The following is a 19,278-nucleotide window of genomic DNA, read 5'->3' as shown; positions in this document are numbered from 1 at the left end:
GAGGCGGGGAGGGGCGCTAGAAGTTCACGCCCGTGCCCTGCAGCACCCCGTGTTCCATCGCGTAGCGGGTCAGCCCGGCGGTGGAGGAGATCCCGAGCTTGCGCTTGATGTTCTTGCGGTGTGTTTCCACCGTGCGCACCGAGATATCGAGGGCCGCGGCGACCTCCTTGTTTGATTTGCCCGAGGCCAGTTGCAGCAGCACGGTCTGTTCGCGGGAGGTCAGGGGTTCGCGCCCATCGGCGGTGTCCGGGGTGATCGAGGCCGTGGCCCCGGTGCAGAGATAGGTCTCGCCGCGCATGACCGCATCGATGGCCAGACGGATTTCCTCGGTCGGCACATCCTTGAGGATATAGCCGCGCGCCCCGTGGTTCATCGCGCTGGAGATGTATTCCGGGCTGTCATGCATGGACAGCACGAGGATCCGCGTGTCGGGGCGTTTTTCCAGCACCATCTCGGTCGCGCTCAGCCCGTTGATCTCGGGCATGTTCAGGTCGAGCAGGATCACGTCCGGGTTCAGGCGTTCCACCTGCTCGATCAACTCGCGCCCGTTGCAGAGGCGGCCGACCACCTGCAGGTCGTCATAGGTTTCGAGGATCGCTTCAATGCCTTCGGCCACCATCGGGTGGTCATCGACGATCACGACACGGGTGCGGGGCGGGGTCTGGGTCGTCATGCGCGCGCCTTTCGCGGTTGCGGTTGCGGCTGGGGGCCGGCGGCCCGGTCCGGGTCGGGCGGCAGGATATGGCTGAGCGGCACGGTGGCGTCGATCCGCGTGCCGCGTTCGGAGGAGAACACCCGCAGGGTGCCATCCAACTGTTCCACGCGTTCTTGCATATTGCGCAGGCCGAGACCACCGGCCGCCGGGCCGAGATCCAGGCTGCTGGCGAGGCCGCGCCCGTTATCGGCCACGCGCAGGGTGGCGCCGGTCTTGTGGCCGAACAGATCCACATGGACCTCGGTGGCCTGGGCGTGGCGCTCGATATTGGTCAGCGCCTCCTGGGCGATGCGGTAGAGCGCGATCTTGGCATCAGGCGCGAGCCGGTTGCGGAAGACCACGGTTTTCAGATCGGCCTTGATCCCCGTGCGCTTGGTGAACTCTTCGGTCAGGGCGTGGATCGCCGGGCCGAGACCCAGATCGTCGAGTTGACCGGGGCGCAGGTCGCGGCTGATCCGGCGCACCTCCTGGATTGCGCCGTTCAGCCCGTCGATCCCCTTGCCGATATTGTCCTCGGCGCGGGGGTCCCCGGCCTGGACACGGCGGCGGGCCAGCTCCAGCGCGTAGCGGATCCCCACGAGAAGCTGGCTGATACTGTCATGGAGCTCGCGCGCCACGCGGCCGCGCTCTTCTTCCTGGGTGTCGAGGACCCGCTGGGTCAGGGCTTTGAGCTTGGCATCCGCCAGCCGTCGTTCGCGGATATTGATGATCAGGCCCGAGCCGAACACCGCCAGCAGGGCGGCCAGCGTGATCGCTCCGATCCAGAAGAAGGTCCGGGCCACCCGTTCCTCGGTCACCGCACGGGCCGCGGCCACATTGGCCAGCACGTCATCGATGAAAATCCCCGTGCCGAGCGCCCATTGCCAGTCCTGCAGGCCCACCACATAGGTGATCATGCGCTCTGCCTCGCCGGTCGAAGGCTTTTCCCAGTCATAGGTGTGATACCCGCCGCCCGAGCGGGCGATGCGGATCAGCTCATCGACCACCGGCACCCCGTTGCGGTCCAGACGCCCGGCCCAGTTCCGCCCGATCAGATCGGTCTGGCGCGGGCTCACCAGATTGGTGCCATCGTAATGATAGACAAAGAAAAACCCGTCCCGGTCATAGATCATCGCCGCGAGGATCTGGGTCACCCGCTCCTTGGCGACGGCGTCATCCGGGGCGGCCCTGCCATACTCGGCAAAGAACGCCGTGCGGGCGAGTTGAATATAGTTGTTGAGCTCGCGCTTCTTGGCTTCGATCAGCTGGGTTTCGAGCACCGAGATCTCGCGTTCGGCCAGTTGCCGCGCCTGATTGGCCACCACCAGCGAGATCGCTGCCACCGCAAGGACCAGCGGAATGGTCGCCAGAAAGAAGAGTTTCTGGGCATAGTTCAGCTGCGAGCGCGCGCGCAGGAAGGCGAAAAGCCGGGCCATGCCCTGTGTTAGCGCCTTCGATGGCTGCAAGCCAAGCCGGGTGGTGAAATGGGTGACGTAACGGAAACGCGGTGTCCTGTTATTATTTTCCTGAATACGTAGTGGTGGGTATTCCGCCGCGCCCGACCTGCGGCTAGGGTCCGCGCACTCTTAACGATCCGCCCGTCACGTAATGGGATGGGCAATTAGACACTCTAGGGGAGGATATTTATGGATCGTCGTTCTTTCTTGCGGAACTCGGCGCTGGGTGGGACAGCCGCCGTTGCGAGCGCGGGCCTTGCGGCCCCGGCCATCGCGCAAGGGTCCCGCACACTGACCATGGTGACATCCTGGCCGCGCGGCTTCGCGGTTCTCGATGACGCGGCAACCTATTTCAACGAAGCGGTCAACGCGATGTCCGGCGGCAGCCTGATCATCGAGAAGAAGGCCCCGGGCGAGCTTGTGGGCGCGTTCGAGGTGTTCGATGCCGTGACCTCCGGTCAGGCCGACCTCTACCATTCCGCCGACTACTATTTCGGGGGCCAGCACCCGGGCTACAACTTCTTCACGGCTGTGCCCTTTGGCGCCACCGCGCAGGAGCTGACCAACTGGTACTACCATGATGGTGGTCAGGACCTGCATAACGAGCTGGGCGAGATCTTTGGCCTGCACTCCATGCAGTGCGGCAACTCCGGCTCCCAGTCCGGTGGCTGGTTCCGCAACGAGATCACCTCGGCCGAAGACTTCAACGGCCTGCGCTTCCGCATGCCTGGCCTTGGCGGTCAGGTGCTCGGCAAGCTCGGCGCGTCGGTTCAGAACATCCCGGGCGGCGAGCTCTATCAGGCGCTGTCCTCGGGCGCGCTGGATGGTCTGGAGTGGGTTGGCCCCGCGGCGGACGAGAAGGCCGGTTTCCAGGAAGTGGCAAAGGTCTACTACACGGCGGGCTTCCACGAGCCGGGCTCGGGCCTGATCGCGGCCATGAACCTTGATGTGTGGAACGAGCTGTCCCCGGCCCACCAGGCCATCGTCAGCAACGCCGCCATCGCCACCACCCAGTATCAGCTGAGCCAGACTCTCGCCATGAACGGCGCGGCCCTGGCCCGTCTGCAGGCGCAAGGCGTGCGCGCGCTGCAATTCCCGGATGATGTCTGGGATGCGTTCGGCGCGGCCTCGAAAGAGGTGCTCGACGAGAACATGGATGACGAGCTCTACGCCCGCATCCGCAACAGCTTCGACGCCTCGCTCGCCAAGTCCTCGGACTGGCTGCTCAAGTCGGACGCCAATTTCGTCGCACAGCGCAACCGCGTTCTGGGCTGACACAACCCGATACGATCTGCAAAGGCCCCCCGGTGGGGCCTTTGCCACATAGACAGCACCGCGCAGCAGATCGGATAACCGACAGACGCGCAGCATGACGACCGGGGGACCGCCGATGGAGACCGAAGCAGATCCGAACCTTCTTGCCAGTCTTGCCGGGGGCATCTGGTGGGTGATCCAGAATATAGGCCAGGCCATCGTGAACACGGGCTGGGCCATCGCGAACCCAAGCCAGTGGCTGGGCTGGATCGGCGGGCTGGAGACGACCGAGGACAAGCAGGCGCTCATGCGTTTTGCCTATTACGGCGCCTCGGTGGAGTTCTTCTTCTTCATCTTCACGCTCTTCCTGATCGCCATCGGGATCGGCATCGCCAAGCCGCGCGCCATGTGGGGCATGGTCATCGGGCTCGAAGGGTTTGCCAATATCGTCGGGCGCTTCGCGGCCTGGGCCGGGCTTTTGATGGTGCTGCAGCAGATCCTGATCGTGCTTTTGCAGCGCTTCTTTCTGGTCAGCCAGATCTCGATCGGGCCCTTCGGCTATACCTTTACCAAGGATCTGAGCTGGTTCGGCGAAGAGCTGAAGCTTTATAACGCCATCGTCGTATGCCTGTGTTGCGCCTATACCTTCGTGCAGGGCGGGCATGTGCGCGTGGATCTGGTCTATTCCGTGGTCCGCCACCGCACCAAGAAGATCATCGACATGGTCGGCAGCGTCATCTTCATGATGCCCGCCATGGTGCTGATCTGGCTCTATTCATGGTTCTTCATGTGGCGCCACCTGATTACGCCGAAAATCTCGGCCTCCGACCCGTTCGACCGGATGCTGCTCAAGGCGCGGGCTGTGCGCTGGAATGTCGAAACCGTCGGCTTCAGCCCCCAGGGCTTCAACGGCTATTTCCTGTTCAAGATCCTGATCTGCCTCTTCGTGGCCATGGTCTTTTTGCAGGCGGTCGCGTTCTTCCTGCGTTCCTTCATGGAGCTGCGCGAGGGCGAGAAGAGCCTGGGCAAATATCACGACAAGGATGCCTTGGGTGATGAAGACGCCGAGCGCGTCGCAGAAATCCACTAGGGCACGGGACATCACATCATGATTTTTGGACTGGATGGCATCGAAGTTGGCCTGATCATCGTGTTCCTGTGCCTGTTTGGCGGGATCATGTCGGGCTTCCCCGTGGCCTTTGCAATCGGCGGGGCGGGGGTGATCTCCTTCGGGATCATCGCCGCGCTCGACAGTGCGGGCCTGCTGATACATCAGGCGATCAACACCCAGAGCCCGGAATACGCAGCCCTGATTGCCGAGGGCGTGGCGCGCGAGGCGATCAGCGTCTTCAGGTACCCCGAACTCCCACGGATCGAGGAACATCTCTTCCCGGGGGGCTGGGAACAGGCGATGGACCGCAACCTGTCCTTCATCGTGAACCGGCTGAACGAGCGGGTGATCGCGGGCCAGAGCATCGAGACCCTGCTCGCCGTGCTGATGTTCGTGATGATGGGCATCACGCTGGAACGCTCGAAAATCGCCAATGACCTGCTGACCACCATGGCGCGTGTCTTTGGCCCGCTGCCCGGCGGTCTGGCGGTGTCGATTGTAGTGGTGGGCGCGTTCCTCGCGGCCTCCACCGGGATCGTGGGCGCGACCGTGGTGACCATGGGCCTGCTGGCCCTGCCGACCATGCTGCGCAATGGCTATTCCAAGGAGCTTTCGACCGGGGTCATCGCGGCCTCGGGCACGCTGGGGCAGATCATTCCGCCCTCCATCGTGATCGTTCTGCTCGGCACGCTTGCGGGCGACATGTACGCCACGGGGCAGGAGAAACGCGCCCAGATCGCGGGCTGTACCGATGCGCTGACCTTCCTCGGGGAGCCTGCGGTGCTCTCGGTCGGCACACTCTTTCAGGCGGCGGTGCTGCCGGGGGTGATGCTGGCGCTGCTCTATGCGCTCTATGCCTTCGGCTTTGCCGCCTTCAACCCGTCCAAGGCGCCGCCGGTGATCAGTGACCGTCCGACGGGCGAGATCATCACCCGCAACGAGGCGCTGACCTGGTTCCTCTTTGCGCCCTTCGGCCTGATCGCGGCGATCCTGCTGGCGATGAATGTCGGGCTGATCGGGTCGCAATCGACCACGGTCTCGACCGTAACCGAGGTCGGCGCTTCGGCCGAGCTGCGCACCAATGTCAGCCCCATCTGTCAGGCCTCGATGATCGAGCTGCACGGACAAGAGAAATGGGATCGCGCCGTGGCCCAGGCCGAAGAGATCGCCAGCTCCGGCGGGGCGACCGAGCGGCGCGACCTGACGCCCGAGGAGCTTGAGGCCGCCAAGGCCGAGCGTCTGGCCAATATCGCGCCCATCGGCAGCGGCATGACCATCTTCTTCCTGCTCTTTGCCCTGACGCTGATCGTGGCGCGGGGTGTGGCCCCCTCGGCCAATCCGCTGCCGCTGATCATTGGCGGGGCCGGGGTGGTTCTGGCCTTTGCGGTAGATGCGGTGCTGATCCCGGCGACCATGTCCGCCGGGGGCAGTTTCATGCTGATGGCGATTCCGTTCCTGATGGTGCTCTATGGCTGTCGCACGGCGGTGGCGCGGCTCGGCAAGAACGATCTGATCCGCGTGGTCTTTCCGCCGCTCGTCCTGATCGTGGCGGTGCTGGGCTCGATCCTGGGCGGGATCACCAACCCGACCCCGGCCGCCGCGCTTGGGGCAGGGGGGGCGATCATGCTCGCGGCCTATCGCAAGCTGCGCGAGGACGAGAAATCGGCCAAGCTGATCATCGGTGCTTCTTTTGCGCTGGTCATCATGATCGTGATCGGCATCAATTTCGACCTGCGCACGGGGGTGGCGAATGTCGCCTTTGAGGACTGGGTCGCGATCATCATCGCCCAAGCCGCTTATCACGTGGCGGTGCTCGGCCTGCTCTATTCCTGCTGGGTGCTCTTCACCCGGGGCGTGCTGAGCCCGGTGGTGCGCGAGACCGCCAAGGTCACGAGCATGGTCTTCACGATCCTCATCGGTTCGCAGCTGCTGAACCTCGTGGTGATCTCCTTTGGTGGTGAGCACTACATCCAGCAATTCCTGCGCAGCTTCGACAACGAGCTCGTGGTGTTCCTGATCGTGATGCTGGTGCTGTTCATCCTCGGCTTCGTGCTCGACTTCCTCGAGATCATCTACATCGTCATCCCGATCGTGGGGCCGGTGATCTATGGCGGCACGATGGACCCGAAATGGGTGACGATCATGATCGCCGTGAACCTGCAGACCTCGTTCCTGACCCCGCCCTTCGGATTCGCGCTCTTCTACCTGCGCGGGGTGGCGCCACCCTCAGTGACCACGGGCCATATCTATCGCGGTGTTTTGCCCTTCGTGGTGATCCAGGTGGCGGCACTGGCGATGCTCTGGCTGTTCCCCGGTGTGGTGACGATTGTCCCCAACCTTCTCGGAAATTGAGGACAAAATTGTTAACGCGAACATGGGGCGGCCTTCGGGTCGCCCTCTTGCGTCTCATTGCCCGGTGGATCGCGCAAAACAATCATTGTGTTTTGGTGCCTACTGGACTTATCTAGGCGAACGGGCGCCCGCCGACAGTGTGGCGGTGCCGTCCGGTTTCAGGTTTACCTGCACCCTCGTCCAGATCGCGGCAACCAAGCCGATTTGCACAAGGCGCAGTGTTTTCAGGGGTCTGGCACATGCGCGCACCCATGCCGCAGTAGCCGGTCCCGGTTCATGCCGCATGACGTACCGTGCGGAGTTAGATTGGCCCGCAAGGGCCGGAGAAACGCGATGTACCGCGACGAGGCGAGCAGACCGGCTTTGCAATTCGATTTGCAACCACAAGCCAAGGTGAACGGGACACTCCCCGTTGCTGCCCTGCGCCGCGCGGCCCCCATTGCACAACGATCCACGAACAGCATGTCATCGGGCCTCGCGCCCCCTGGCGCGAGGCGTTCGTGCAGAAAGACACCATGGCTAAGAAGATGCTTATCGACGCCACCCACGCGGAGGAGACCCGCGTCGTGGTGGTTGACGGAACGAAGGTCGAGGAATTCGACTTTGAATCCGTAAACAAACGGCAGCTCGCCGGAAATATCTATCTCGCAAAAGTCACACGGGTGGAGCCGTCTTTGCAGGCGGCCTTCGTGGACTATGGCGGCAACCGCCACGGCTTCCTCGCCTTTTCCGAGATCCACCCGGACTACTACCAGATCCCGGTCGCGGATCGCGAGGCCCTTCTGGCCGAGGAAATGGCCTTTGCCGAGGCCGACGCGGAAGAAGAGGAAAAGCCCAAGAAGCGCCGCTCCCGCCGCCGTAAGAAATCCGACACCGCCGCCGAGGCCGCGACCGAGGAGGCCAAGGCCGACACCGCGGCAGCTGAGGACGCCGCTGAGGCCGAGACAGACACTGCTGCGGAAGACACCTCTGCAGAACCCGAGACGGCCGAGACCGAGGCCGCCCCGTCTGAGGCCGTAGCCGAGGACGCAGCCCCCGCCGAGGAGGCTGCGGCTGAGGAGGCCGTCGCGGACGAGGCCGAAGCACCTGCTGCTGAGGAGGCAGAATCTGCCCCGGCAGAGGATGCCGAAGCCGACGCCGCAGCGCCAGAAGACGAAACCGCCGAGGCCGCCGCAGAGGGCGAGACCACCGAGGGCGATGACAGCGACGAAGGTGATGACACCCCGCGTGCCCCCATGGCCCATGCCATCGAGGGCGAAGACCCGGTCGTAACCTCCGACGCCGAGGTCAAGGACCCCGACGAGGCGGAGGCTGACGCTGCATCCGACGCGCCCGCAGACGCGGCGCCGGAGGCCGTGGCCGAGGACGCACCGGTCGAAGAGACGCCGGTCGCGGAGCCCGCTGCAGAAGAGGCCGCCGCCGAAGAGGCGCCCGCCACAGACGCCGAAGCAGATGCGCCGGCCGCGCCGGTTGCCGAAGACGCCGCCGAGAACCGCTCGATCCCCGGTATGGACCTGGTGGATTCCTCTGAGGAGGATGGCCCGCTGCCCTTTCTGGGCAGTGGATCCGACGATGACGAGACCGCCGAAGACCCGGCGCCCGAGGAAAAGCCCAAGCGTCGCCGTTCGCGGCGCCGGAGCAAGTCGAAGGCCGCCGAGACCGAGAGCGATGCCGAGACCGAAACCTCGGCGGACAGCGCCGAGAGAGAGGGCGATGACGGCATCGAAGATGTCGCCGACGAGGATGTGGCCGAGGAAATCCGCCGCCCCCGTCAGCGCCGCGAACGCCGCTACAAGATCCAGGAAGTCATCAAGGTCCGTCAGGTCCTTCTGGTGCAGGTCGTTAAGGAAGAGCGTGGCAACAAGGGCGCGGCCCTGACCACCTATCTGAGCCTTGCGGGCCGCTACTGCGTGCTCATGCCCAACACCGCGCGCGGGGGCGGGATCAGCCGCAAGATCACCAATGCCGCCGACCGCAAGAAGCTCAAGGAGATCGCGTCCGAGATCGAAGTGCCGCGCGGCGCGGGTCTCATCGTGCGGACAGCCGGCGCCAAGCGCACCAAGACCGAGATCAAGCGCGACTATGACTACCTCAAACGCTTGTGGGAACAGATCCGCGATCTGACCCTGAAATCCATCGCGCCCGCGCCGATCTATGAAGAGGGCAACCTCGTCAAGCGCTCGATCCGCGACCTCTACAGCCGCGATATCGACGAGGTGCTGGTCGAGGGCGAGGCGGGCTACCGCGTGGCCAAGGACTTCATGAAGATGCTCATGCCGTCCCACGCCAAGAACGTGAAGCTCTACGAGGACAACCTGCCGCTTTTCGCCCGCTACCAGGTCGAAAGCTATCTCGCGGGGATGTTCAACCCGACCGTTCAGCTCAAGTCCGGCGGCTATCTGGTGATCGGCGTGACCGAAGCGCTGGTGGCGATCGACGTGAACTCGGGACGGGCGACGAAAGAGGGCTCCATCGAAGAGACCGCGCTCAAGACCAATCTCGAGGCCGCCGAGGAAGTCGCCCGTCAGGTCCGCCTGCGCGACCTGGCCGGTCTGATCGTGATCGATTTCATCGACATGGAAGAGCGGCGCAACAACACCGCGGTCGAGAAGCGTCTCAAGGACAAGCTCAAGACCGACCGCGCCCGCATTCAGGTGGGCCGGATCTCGGGCTTTGGCCTGTTGGAGATGTCGCGTCAGCGTCTGCGCCCGGGCATGCTCGAGATCACCACGCAGCCCTGCAACCATTGCCATGGCACCGGCCTGATCCGGTCGGACAACTCGCTGGCCCTGTCGATCATCCGCGCGCTCGAAGAAGAGGGCATGCGCCGCCGGGTCCGCGAAGTGCTGGTCAAGGCGCCGATCAATGTCATCAACTACCTCTTCAACGAGAAGCGCGAGCATATCGCGCTGATCGAGGGGCGTTACGGCATGGCCGTGCGGCTCGAGGCGTCCACGGATCTTTCCGGGGCGGATTTCACCATCGACAAGTTCAAGACCGCCACCCGCAAGGTGGTCGAGATCGAAGCGCCCGTGATTTCCATCGATACCTCCGCCGCCGATGAGGTCGAAGAGGCCGAGATCGTCGAAGAGGCCGAGGTCGAGGCGGAGGCTGAAGCCGCCCCCGCACCCGAAGAGGCCTCGGAGGATGGCGCGCCGCGCAAGCGTCGTCGTCGCCGGCGTCGGCGTCGGGGCAATGGCGGTGAAGGATCGGACGGCTCGTCCACATCGGATGAGGCCGCCAATTCGGATGACGCACCGTCCGAGGCAGCCGCTGCCGAGATCGAGACCCCTGCGGATCCCGAGGCCGACACGGACAGCACCGAAGAGGCCAAGCCCAAGCGGCGGCGTCGTCGCCGTCGGAAATCCGCGAGCGCCGAGGCCGAAAACGCGACCGAGGCACCGACAGAAGAAGCCGAGGCCGCACCGGAGACCAAATCCGCCGCGCCCGAAGCGCCTGCGGAAGATGCACCGGTCCCAGTAGATGCGGCTGCCGAAGAGGCGCCTGCGGCAGAAGCAGAGCCCGAGGTTGCAGACACCGAGGTGGAGGAGGCTGTCGCCGAGCCCGCCGAGGAGACAGCCGCGCCGGTCGCAGAGGAATTGGTCGCGGAAGCGCCCGTGGCGGAGGACACTCCCGAGCCTGAGCCCGCGCCCGAACCCGAGGCCGAGCCTGAGGCGGAAACGGCATCTGATGTCGCGCCGGAACCCGAAGCCGAACCTGCACCCGTGGCAGAAGACGTTGCCGCCGCACCCGAGCCGGAACCCGCCTCGGACAAGCCGAAACGCCGGGGCTGGTGGTCCATGTCCCGCTGATCTTGAGAACGCGCCTTCGGGCGCGTTTTTCAATTGAGGGGCATGCTCGCAGGGGGGATTTGGTTCTCGGGGATCAGGACTTCCGGATCACGTAGAGCTGCGCGTCGCCCTCATCGCTCTGGCGGAGCAGGGCATGCCCGCTCTCGGCGCAGTAATGGGGCACATCCACGATGGCCGCCGGATCATCCGCCAAAAGATGCAGCTCCGTCCCGCTGGGCAGGGATTTCAGCCGCTTGCGGACCTTGAGCACGGGGAGGGGGCATAGCAGCCCCCGGGCGTCGAGTTCAATTGGATTGCTCATGGCCCTGTTCTAGCCAAGCCCGCCGGGAACCGCACGCGAAAAGCTGTGCCGCGGCTATGTGTTAATCTGCCGTTTACCTGTTCAAAGGATAGTCCGGCGGCTAGTCTCAGGACAGACGCGGAACAGGCAGAGCATGACGGACCCAAACCCCGGCCCCCCGGTGCGACGGCGCAAGGTGTTCTACCTGCCGGGCTATGACCCGTTTCCGCCCCGGCGCTACCGCGAGCTCTATCGTCGCGAAGGGGCCGCACAAGCCAGGATCAGCGGCTATGAACTCAGCCTGCAGGGGCAACCGGGCGGCACGGGCTGGACCGTGCAGTTTGCCGAAGGCGGCGCCGAGGTTCACAGCACGGTCACTGTGCTTGTCTGGTCCGATCTGGTGCAGGCCTCGATGCAGGGCGGTGTGACCGCGTCATATCTTGCACTTCTCCGCACGGCCTGGATCTATCTCGGCTCCGGTGCGCTCTGGCGACTGGCGCGATTGCGCAAGGGGCCTGTGATCGCGGCGCTCTACCCGGTGGTGGCCTTGCTTGGGCAGCTCGCTGTGGCTCTGGGGCTGGGCTTCGCCCTCTGGGGGGCGATTGGCGGTGTATTCGGCGGGCTGAGCGGGCTCGTTCTGGGGCTTGCGGTGCTGCAGGGGGGCTACCGGGCGGATCGCTGGCTCTATGCCCATTACCTGATGCGCGACTATGCCTATTCCGCACGCGATGGCGGGGCATATCCGGCACCGCTTGCCGCCCGTTTGACCGAGTTCGCCGAGACCATTGCGGCCGCAGCAGAGGAGGGGGCGGATGAGGTGCTCGTCGTGGGGCATTCCTCCGGCGCGTATCTGGCGATCAGCGTGCTGGCGGAGTTGAACCGGCAGAACCGGGTGGCGGTGACGGTGCCCCTCGGATTGCTGACCCTGGGGCAGGTGGTGCCCATGGTCTCGGCCCTGCCGCGCGCTAATCAACTGCGCGCGGATCTGGCCGAAATGGGCGCGCAGGACCGGATCTTCTGGCTGGATGTGACCGCGCCGGGGGATGGCTGCGCCTTTGCGCTCTGCGATCCCGTGGCCGTGAGCGGTGTGGCGGGGGCGGATCAACGCGCGCCCGTGGTCATCTCGGCCCGCTTCACCCAAACCCTCGCGCCCGAGACCTGGGCCCGGCTGCGCTGGCGCTTCTTTCAGCTGCATTTCCAGTATCTCTGCGCTTTCGACCGGCCCGGAGACTATGACTATTTTCGCATCACAGCAGGTCCGCTGAGCCTGCGCGACCGCTTCGCGGACCGGGCGTCCTCGCCCAGCGTATTGCGCCGCAACGTGGCGCCGCGCCCGTGACCCTGCAGGCCCCGAAACCGGCCGCACGGGCTGAGAAGGTCTCGCTCCGGCGCCACCTGCAACTCTTTCGCCGCGACATCCTCTCGGCGCAGCCCGCGCGGCTCTACCGGGCGTGGATGGCGGAGTTTCGCACACCCTTTTTCCGCTCCTACCTCGTCAATGACCCCGAGATCCTGCGCGAGGTCCTGTCGGACCGCCCGGAAGACTTCCCGAAATCGGATCGGATCGGCGAGGGGCTGCGCCCCCTTCTGGGCGACAGCGTGTTTCTGACCAACGGCGCGGACTGGGCGCGGCAACGCCGGATCATCGATCCGGCCTTCGAGCGCGGGCGGGTCAAGGACAGCTTTGCCGATATGCAAGCCGCCGCCGGGACCGCGCTCGCGCGGCTCGCCCCCCGTGCCGCCGCCGATCTGGTCGAGATCGAGGAGGTCTGCGCCCATGCCGCCGCCGACGTGATCTTTCGGACGCTCTTCTCCGTGCCGATCGAGGACGAGATCGCGGGGCAGGTCTTTGCCGCCTTTCGCGCCCATCAACGCAGCCAGCCGATCCTCAATCTCGGGGCGTTCCTGCCCCTGCCGCGCTGGCTGCCCCGGGGGCACCAGCGCGCCACGCAAGACACCGCGCGCCACCTGCGCCGCCTGATCACCGAGCTGACGGAGGCCCGCGCGGCCGAGATCGCCGCCGGGCGGGCCTCCCGGGATCTGGCGACCAAGATCATGACCACGCCGGACCCGGAAACCGGCGCGCGCTTTTCCACCGACGAGATGGTCGATCAGGTCGCGATCTTCTTTCTGGCGGGCCATGAGACGAGCGCCAGTGCGCTGGCCTGGGCGCTCTATCTGTTGGCCGCCGCGCCGGAGGTGCAGGACCGGGTGCGCGCCGAGCTGGCCGATCTCGACCCTTGCACCATGGCCTTCGCGGATCTGTCGCGGCTGCGCCTGACGCGGGATGTCTATCGCGAGGCGCTGCGGCTCTATCCGCCGGTGCCGATGATGGTGCGCGAGGCGCAAAAATCGCGGCGCTGGCGGGACCGGGCGATCCGAAAGGGGGCGCAGGTCGTGCTCAGCCCCTGGCATCTGCATCGGCATACGCGGCTCTGGTCGGATCCGGATGGGTTCGACCCCGACCGTTGGCAGCGGGACGAAACGCGTGAGAGCCAGCGTCAGGCCTATATGCCCTTTTCCGCCGGGCCGCGCGTCTGCCCGGGGGCGGGGTTCGCGATGGCGGAGGGGACGCTGCTCCTCGCGGCGCTGGTCAAGCGGTTTGCCTTCACCGCCGACCCGGCCCATGTGCCGGTGCCCGAGGCGCATCTGACCGTGCGGGCGCGCCATGGGATCTGGCTGCGGGTGGAGGACCGCGCGGCTCAGCCGGGCGCGGGGCCGGACCCGTCCCGGTAGTGGCGCAGCACGGCGAGGCGGATGGCCGAGGCGAGCCCCATGTCCGTGCCGCGCGCCGTGTCGATCTCGGCGGCCAGGGCGTTGATCGGCAGACCGCGTGCCGCGGCCATCTCGCGGAAGCCCGCCCAGAACTCATCTTCGAGCGAGACGCTGGTGCGATGCCCGCGCAGAGTCAGCGAGCGTTTGACGGGCCGCTTACTCATCCTCGGTATAGTGTTGATCCAGATGGCGTTTTTCCTGCGCGTCCCGGGTCAGGCGCAACAGGCGATCCGCCTTGGTTTCCCCGTGAACAGCGGCGGTTTGCGCGCTCGCGCTGCGCTTGTCGTCGCGGGCTTTCTGCTTGCGATGCGTGCGGAGATTCGTGATCTGGGCCATGGTGACAGGATGCGCTCTGCGCTGCAGCGAAGCAAGCGCGGATCGCGGGTTCCGCGGCCTTTACGCGGGCTGCGCGGCGGCAAAGTCCAGCGCTTCGGCGAGCCGGTCATCGCCCCAGTAAAGCTCATCGCCGACGGTGAAGCTCGGCGCCCCGAAAAGCCCGAGCTCTGCTGCCGCGTCGCTGCAGGCCTTGAGCTCGGCCTTGCGGGCGGGATCGGCGGCGGCCTCGACCATGTCCACCGGCAAGCCGACACCGCGCAGCGCCGCCTCGAGGGTCGCGCGCTCGGCGATATTCGCCCCACCGGCGAATTGCGCGGTGTAGAGCGCCTTGCAAAACGCGCGGCCCTGCGGCGTCTCAAGCGCGGCCAGCGCCACGCGCGCGGCGTGGATCGAGTTTTGCGGGAACGGGTCGGGCTTGGCAAAGGGCAGGCCGCGCGCGGTGCAGAGCCGCTCCATATCGCGCCACATATAGCGCCCCTTGGCCGGGTAGATGGTGAATGGAGACGTGTCCCAGCCCTGGCTGCCAAAGATCGGGCCGAGGGGGACCGGGCGCCAGATTACCTGCACGCCCGCCGCCTCGGCCATGGCGTCGACCCGCATGGCCGAGAGGTAGGAATAGGTGGAGGCAAGCTCGAACCAGAAGGTCAGCTTGCCCGCCATCTTACTTGGGGCCGATCATCTGCTCGGGACGAACGACCTTTTCGAAGGTCTCTTCGTCCACGAAGCCCAGCTTGATCGCCTCTTCCTTGAGGGTCGTGCCGTTCTTATGGGCGGTCTTGGCCACGGTCGTCGCGTTGTCATAGCCGATGGTCGGTGCGAGGGCGGTGACCAGCATCAGGCTCTCGCGCATCAGCTTCTCGATCCGGTCGGTGTTGGCCTGAATGCCCACGACACAATTGTCGGTGAAGGCCACGCAGGCATCGCCAATGAGCTGCATGGATTGCAGCACGTTATAGGCCATCATCGGCTTGTAGACGTTCAGCTCGAAATGCCCCTGCGTGCCGGCGAACCCGACGGCGGCGTCGTTCCCGATCACATGGGCGCAGACCTGGGTCATGGCTTCGCATTGGGTCGGGTTGACCTTGCCCGGCATGATCGACGAGCCGGGCTCGTTTTCCGGCAGCATCAGCTCACCCAGACCGCAGCGCGGGCCGGAGCCCAGCAGGCGGATATCATTGGCGATCTTGAAGAGGCTTCCCGCCACGGTCTTCAGCGCGCCGGACATCTCGACCATGGCGTCATGGGCGGCGAGCGCTTCGAACTTGTTCGGGGCGGTGACGAAGGGCAGGCCGGTGATCTCGGCCATGTTCGCCGCGACCTGTTCGCCCCAGCCCTTGGGCGTGTTGAGCCCGGTGCCCACGGCGGTGCCGCCTTGCGCCAGTTCATAGATCCGGCCAAGCGCGCCCTCGACCCGGGCGATGCCCATGGCGACCTGATGGCTGTAGCCCGAGAATTCCTGCGCGAGCGTCAGGGGCGTGGCGTCCATGGTGTGGGTGCGGCCGATCTTGATGATGCCGTCGAACTCGGCGACTTTCGCTTCCAGCGCGGCGTGCAGCTTTTTCAGGCCGGGCAGGGTGACGTCCCGGGCGGTCATCGCGGTGGCGATATGCATGGCCGTGGGGAAGGTGTCGTTGGACGACTGGCCCATGTTGCAGTGGTCGTTCGGGTGCACCGGCTCCTTGGATCCGATCACCCCGCCGAGGATCTCGATCGCGCGGTTGGCGATCACCTCGTTGGAATTCATGTTCGACTGGGTGCCGGAGCCGGTCTGCCAGACCACCAGCGGGAAGTTGTCGTCGAACTTGCCCTCGACCACTTCGCCCGCCGCCTGGATGATCGCCGGGGCAATATCATCGCCGAGCTTGCCATTGGCGTGGTTGGCCTGGGCGCAGGCCTTCTTGATCACGCCAAGCGCGCGCACAATCGCGATGGGCTGCTTTTCCCAGCCAATCGGGAAGTTCATGATCGAGCGCTGCGTCTGCGCGCCCCAATACTTGTCTGAGGGGACCTCAAGCGGGCCAAAGCTATCGGTTTCGGTGCGGGTCTCGGTCATGGGGCGCTCCCTTCCGTATACGTTCGCATGCCGTTTACCGGGCGCATGCTTGCGGGGCAATCGGTGATTGCGCAAACAGGTCAGGGCCAATTGGCGCAGGGATCACGCCGGGCCGGGTAGCGGCCCGTTACTTGCGGAAGGAATCGAGGCTGACGATCTCGGCCTCGCCGGTCTTGGCAGGCTTTTCGGCGTCTTCGGAGGCGTCGCTGGGCGGGGTGCTCCGGCTTTCGGCGGCGGGGACGAGGGTGCGGACCTCGTGGGGGCCGTCCTCAGTGGTGTCCTCCTCGGCCTCGTCATCGCTGTCCTCGTGGTTCTCAAACCGCAGGCCGAACTCGACCGAGGGGTCCACGAAAGTGCGGATCGCGTCCAGCGGCACGGTCAGCGCTTCGGGCTGGTCGCCGAAATTCAGGATCACCGAGAAATCGGCGTCGCGCACTTCGAGCCCGTCGAACCAGTGCTGCAGCACGATGGTCATCTCATCGGGATAGCGCTCGCGCAGCCAATCCGACAGCTCGACCTCCGGATGCTGGGTGTCGAAGGTGATGAAGAAGTGGTGATCCCCCGGCAATCCGCCATCCGCGACTTCGCGCAGGACGTCCTGTATCAGGGACCGCATGGCGCGGTGCATCATGTTTCCATAGTCCAGGCGGTCAGCCATCCATGGGCTCCTCATCATCTGCGGGGTCAGGGTAAGTTGAGTCGCAGACAATGGAAAGGTCCGCTCTGGAAAAAGGGTGTTTCTGCGAAGCCCGGCTCAGATCAGCGCGAGCCCCCCGGCGAGAACCGCGCAATAGCCGAGCACCCAGGGCAGGGAAAGGCGCAGCCGCAGCGAGAGATAGGCCGCAACCAGCGTCAGGGCCACCGCGCGCCCGTCGACACTGCCAAGCTCGGGCAGGATCAGCGCCAGACCGGGCAGGGGCACTTGGTAAAGCTCGGCAAAAAGCACATGGAGCGCGAACCACAGTGCCAGGTTCAGGATCACCCCGACCACCGCCGCGGTGATCCCCTGCAGCGCGCCGGTCAGACGGGGCCGCGTGGCGATCCAGTCCACGTAAGGTGCGAAGGTGAAGATCCACAGGAAGCAGGGCACGAAGGTCACCCAAAGCGTGACCAGAGCCGCCGCCAATGCAAGGCCAGGCCCGCCTTGCAGGAACCCGGCGAGAAAGCCCACGAATTGGGTCACGAGGATCAGCGGTCCGGGCGTGGTCTCGGCCAGCCCCAGCGCGTCGATCATCTGGGCCGGGTCGAGCCAGCCGCGCTCGGCGACGACCTCCTGGGTCATATAGGCGAGCACCGCATAAGCCCCACCAAAGGTCACAACCGCCAACTTGGCAAAAAAGAGCGCGATCTGGGTGAGAAAGCTCGCCCCCATGGCCCAGAGCAGGGCGATCGGCGCCAGCCATGCGGTCAGCCACAGGGCGATCCGTCCCCAGGCCGGGCGCGGTGGACGGGCGGCAGGGTCGGGCGGCTCCAGCGGCGTGACGCGGATCCGCAGCGCGCCATAGCCCGCCGCCAGCGCAATGATCAGCGGAAAGGGCAGGCCAAGAACGAAGATCGCGGCAAAGCTCAGCCCGGCCAGCGCCCAGCGATCCGGCGCGGTCAGGGTGCGTCGGGCCAGACCGAGCAGCGCCTTGAGCACGATCACCACCACTGCTGCCTGCACGCCGAGAAACACCGCCTGTACCAAGGGCACGGTGCCGAGCAGGGCATAGGCAAAGGCCAGCGCCAGGATCACGCAGGCCCCGGGCAGCACGAAAAGCGCGCCCGCGATCAGCCCGCCCGCCGTGCCGCGCAGCCGCCAGCCCGCATAGGTCGCAAGCTGCATCGCCTCGGGCCCCGGCAAAAGCATGCAAAAGGACAGCGCGTTGAGGAATTGCGGCTGGGTCAGCCAGGGGCGGGCCTCGACCAGCTCCTCCTGCATCAGGGCGATCTGGGCGGCGGGTCCGCCAAAGGACAGAAAACCGATCCGTCCGAAGACGCGGGTCAGCTCGGCGAGAGAGGGGGCAGGGGCCATGGGCCGGATCTAGCGCCGCAGGGTCACGGGCGCATGAGGGTCAGCCATGGAGCGCGACACTGTCATCCGGGGCCTCGTCCCGCTCGGTCATCCCGTAATCGCGCAGCACATGGGCCACGCGCAGGCGGTAATCGCTGAACATGGTCTCGCGCCCGGCCTTCTGGGCCTGCCGGTGCTTGGTCAGGCGGCGCCAATCGGCCAGCGCCTCTTCATCCCGAAAGAACGACACGGACAGGAGCTTGCCCGGCGTGGTCAGGCTCTCGAACCGTTCGACCGAAAGAAAGCCGTCGATCTCCTCGACGAGCGGGCGCATCTCGGCGGCCATGGCAAGATAGGCGTCGGTCTTCCCTTCGGCGGGATAGACCTCAAAAATCACTGCGATCATCGGAGCTCCTGTAAGGTGGCGGGCCTAGAACATGATCTGCGCGGTCTCGCGGCGGATCTTCTCGCGCAGGGTTCGGGCATAGTCGCGATAGCCCCGCGCGGTCATCACGAAACCGCCCCGGGTGATGACCGAGCGCTTGAAATAGGTGGTGATCGACAGGCCGAGGGATTCGATGGCCAGCCCGTTGATCTCGATGCCGGCGCGCTCGGCGGCGCGACGGGCGCCGCGCGGATCCGTGCCCGCATTGTCCGGCCCGTCGCCAGAGACATCGATCACCTTGCGCGCGCAATCGGGCACCTGCGCGAATTGGGCCATGGCGGTGCTGAGCGCCTCGCCCACGGCGGTGTTCGACATGATATAAGCGCGGGGCATCATCCGGGCCTGTTGGGCGAACCGTTCGAGATCCGACTTGGTCTGCATCCGGGTCCACGGGATCGAGATCTGCTGGGCACCGCGGCCCGACCATTGCATGACCGCCAGCGCCATCTGCCCCTGAACCAGCGCGTCGGCAATCTCGGCATCGCCAAGAGCGTCGGCCAGCCCCTCGGTCTGGAACCGGTATTCGGCGGCATCGATGGATTGCGAGACGTCGATGGCCAGCAGCAGCGCGGTCTGACAGGCGCGCACCGGAAGGGCGACGGCAAGCAGGATCGAGGCGAAGGCAAGTGGGCGCAGAAAAGCGATCATGGCCCCAGACTGCACGCCGCGCGGGCAACGTGCAATCATGCAGTGATCCGGGCTGCGCCGGGCAACGT

The 19,278-nt window shown here is 65.7% G+C and carries 17 protein-coding genes; 6 read left to right on the top strand and 11 right to left on the bottom strand.

Features of this window, described 5'->3' with window-relative positions:
• Positions 1–16: 16 nt before the first annotated feature.
• Positions 17–673, bottom strand: coding sequence for a response regulator (locus ACP150_RS11850; protein WP_424966843.1), 657 nt, complete (start codon positions 671–673; stop codon positions 17–19).
• The gene (locus tag ACP150_RS11845; protein WP_424966842.1) at positions 670–2,130 is read right to left on the bottom strand and encodes a cache domain-containing protein; all 1,461 of its coding nucleotides are present in this window, start codon (positions 2,128–2,130) and stop codon (positions 670–672) included. The genes ACP150_RS11850 and ACP150_RS11845 overlap by 4 nt, the downstream gene beginning before the upstream one ends.
• 210 nt (positions 2,131–2,340) lie before the next feature.
• Here ACP150_RS11845 and ACP150_RS11840 point away from each other — a divergent pair, with 210 nt between their 5' ends.
• The 4 genes from ACP150_RS11840 to ACP150_RS11825 all read left to right on the top strand — a co-directional run bounded on the left by ACP150_RS11840 (position 2,341) and on the right by ACP150_RS11825 (position 10,680).
• Positions 2,341–3,426: a TRAP transporter substrate-binding protein gene (locus ACP150_RS11840; protein WP_424966841.1), complete on the top strand. Its 1,086-nt coding sequence runs from the start codon at positions 2,341–2,343 to the stop codon at positions 3,424–3,426.
• 115 nt (positions 3,427–3,541) lie between these two features.
• The gene (locus ACP150_RS11835) at positions 3,542–4,495 is read left to right on the top strand and encodes a TRAP transporter small permease subunit (protein WP_424966840.1); all 954 of its coding nucleotides are present in this window, start codon (positions 3,542–3,544) and stop codon (positions 4,493–4,495) included.
• An 18-nt stretch (positions 4,496–4,513) separates the two neighbouring features.
• Positions 4,514–6,868, top strand: a complete 2,355-nt coding sequence (locus ACP150_RS11830; RefSeq protein WP_424966839.1) for a TRAP transporter large permease — start codon at positions 4,514–4,516, stop codon at positions 6,866–6,868.
• Positions 6,869–7,383: 515 nt separating this feature from the next.
• Positions 7,384–10,680 (top strand): Rne/Rng family ribonuclease, encoded by a 3,297-nt coding sequence (locus tag ACP150_RS11825; RefSeq protein WP_424966838.1) that lies wholly within the window; start codon positions 7,384–7,386, stop codon positions 10,678–10,680.
• 73 nt (positions 10,681–10,753) lie between these two features.
• Here the strand turns inward: ACP150_RS11825 and ACP150_RS11820 are convergent, their stop codons facing one another.
• Positions 10,754–10,981, bottom strand: a complete 228-nt coding sequence (locus tag ACP150_RS11820; RefSeq protein WP_424966837.1) for a sulfurtransferase TusA family protein — start codon at positions 10,979–10,981, stop codon at positions 10,754–10,756.
• A 133-nt stretch (positions 10,982–11,114) separates the two neighbouring features.
• Between ACP150_RS11820 and ACP150_RS11815 the strand changes: the two genes are divergently transcribed.
• Complete coding sequence (locus ACP150_RS11815; protein WP_424966836.1) at positions 11,115–12,299, top strand: hypothetical protein; 1,185 nt, start codon at positions 11,115–11,117, stop codon at positions 12,297–12,299.
• Positions 12,296–13,696 carry a cytochrome P450 gene (locus ACP150_RS11810; RefSeq protein ID WP_424966835.1) on the top strand — a complete coding sequence of 467 codons (1,401 nt, stop codon included), beginning with the start codon at positions 12,296–12,298 and terminating at the stop codon, positions 13,694–13,696. The genes ACP150_RS11815 and ACP150_RS11810 overlap by 4 nt, the downstream gene beginning before the upstream one ends.
• Here ACP150_RS11810 and ACP150_RS11805 read toward each other — a convergent pair.
• The 8 genes from ACP150_RS11805 to ACP150_RS11770 all read right to left on the bottom strand — a co-directional run bounded on the left by ACP150_RS11805 (position 13,663) and on the right by ACP150_RS11770 (position 19,210).
• Complete coding sequence (locus tag ACP150_RS11805; RefSeq protein ID WP_424966834.1) at positions 13,663–13,899, bottom strand: ribbon-helix-helix domain-containing protein; 237 nt, start codon at positions 13,897–13,899, stop codon at positions 13,663–13,665. The genes ACP150_RS11810 and ACP150_RS11805 overlap by 34 nt on opposite strands.
• Positions 13,892–14,071: a DUF4169 family protein gene (locus ACP150_RS11800; protein ID WP_424966833.1), complete on the bottom strand. Its 180-nt coding sequence runs from the start codon at positions 14,069–14,071 to the stop codon at positions 13,892–13,894. The genes ACP150_RS11805 and ACP150_RS11800 overlap by 8 nt, the downstream gene beginning before the upstream one ends.
• A gap of 60 nt (positions 14,072–14,131) precedes the next feature.
• Positions 14,132–14,731, bottom strand: a complete 600-nt coding sequence (locus ACP150_RS11795) for a 2-hydroxychromene-2-carboxylate isomerase (RefSeq protein ID WP_424966832.1) — start codon at positions 14,729–14,731, stop codon at positions 14,132–14,134.
• 1 nt (position 14,732) lies between these two features.
• Positions 14,733–16,124, bottom strand: coding sequence for a class II fumarate hydratase (gene fumC / locus ACP150_RS11790; protein ID WP_424966831.1), 1,392 nt, complete (start codon positions 16,122–16,124; stop codon positions 14,733–14,735).
• 127 nt (positions 16,125–16,251) lie between these two features.
• The gene (locus tag ACP150_RS11785) at positions 16,252–16,782 is read right to left on the bottom strand and encodes an SspB family protein (protein WP_424966829.1); all 531 of its coding nucleotides are present in this window, start codon (positions 16,780–16,782) and stop codon (positions 16,252–16,254) included.
• 96 nt (positions 16,783–16,878) lie between these two features.
• Positions 16,879–18,138, bottom strand: a complete 1,260-nt coding sequence (gene chrA, locus ACP150_RS11780; protein ID WP_424966828.1) for a chromate efflux transporter — start codon at positions 18,136–18,138, stop codon at positions 16,879–16,881.
• Positions 18,139–18,178: 40 nt separating this feature from the next.
• Complete coding sequence (locus tag ACP150_RS11775; protein WP_424966827.1) at positions 18,179–18,523, bottom strand: antibiotic biosynthesis monooxygenase family protein; 345 nt, start codon at positions 18,521–18,523, stop codon at positions 18,179–18,181.
• Between the two features lie 24 nt (positions 18,524–18,547).
• A complete protein-coding gene (locus ACP150_RS11770; RefSeq protein WP_424966826.1) occupies positions 18,548–19,210 on the bottom strand; it encodes a DUF1194 domain-containing protein in 663 nt (220 codons plus the stop codon).
• Positions 19,211–19,278: the final 68 nt, after the last annotated feature.

This window comes from Dinoroseobacter sp. S375 (genome assembly GCF_049800775.1).
Lineage (GTDB): Bacteria > Pseudomonadota > Alphaproteobacteria > Rhodobacterales > Rhodobacteraceae > Dinoroseobacter.
Note: the sequence above shows the minus strand (reverse complement) of the source record. Positions and strands in the feature narration are given on the sequence as shown.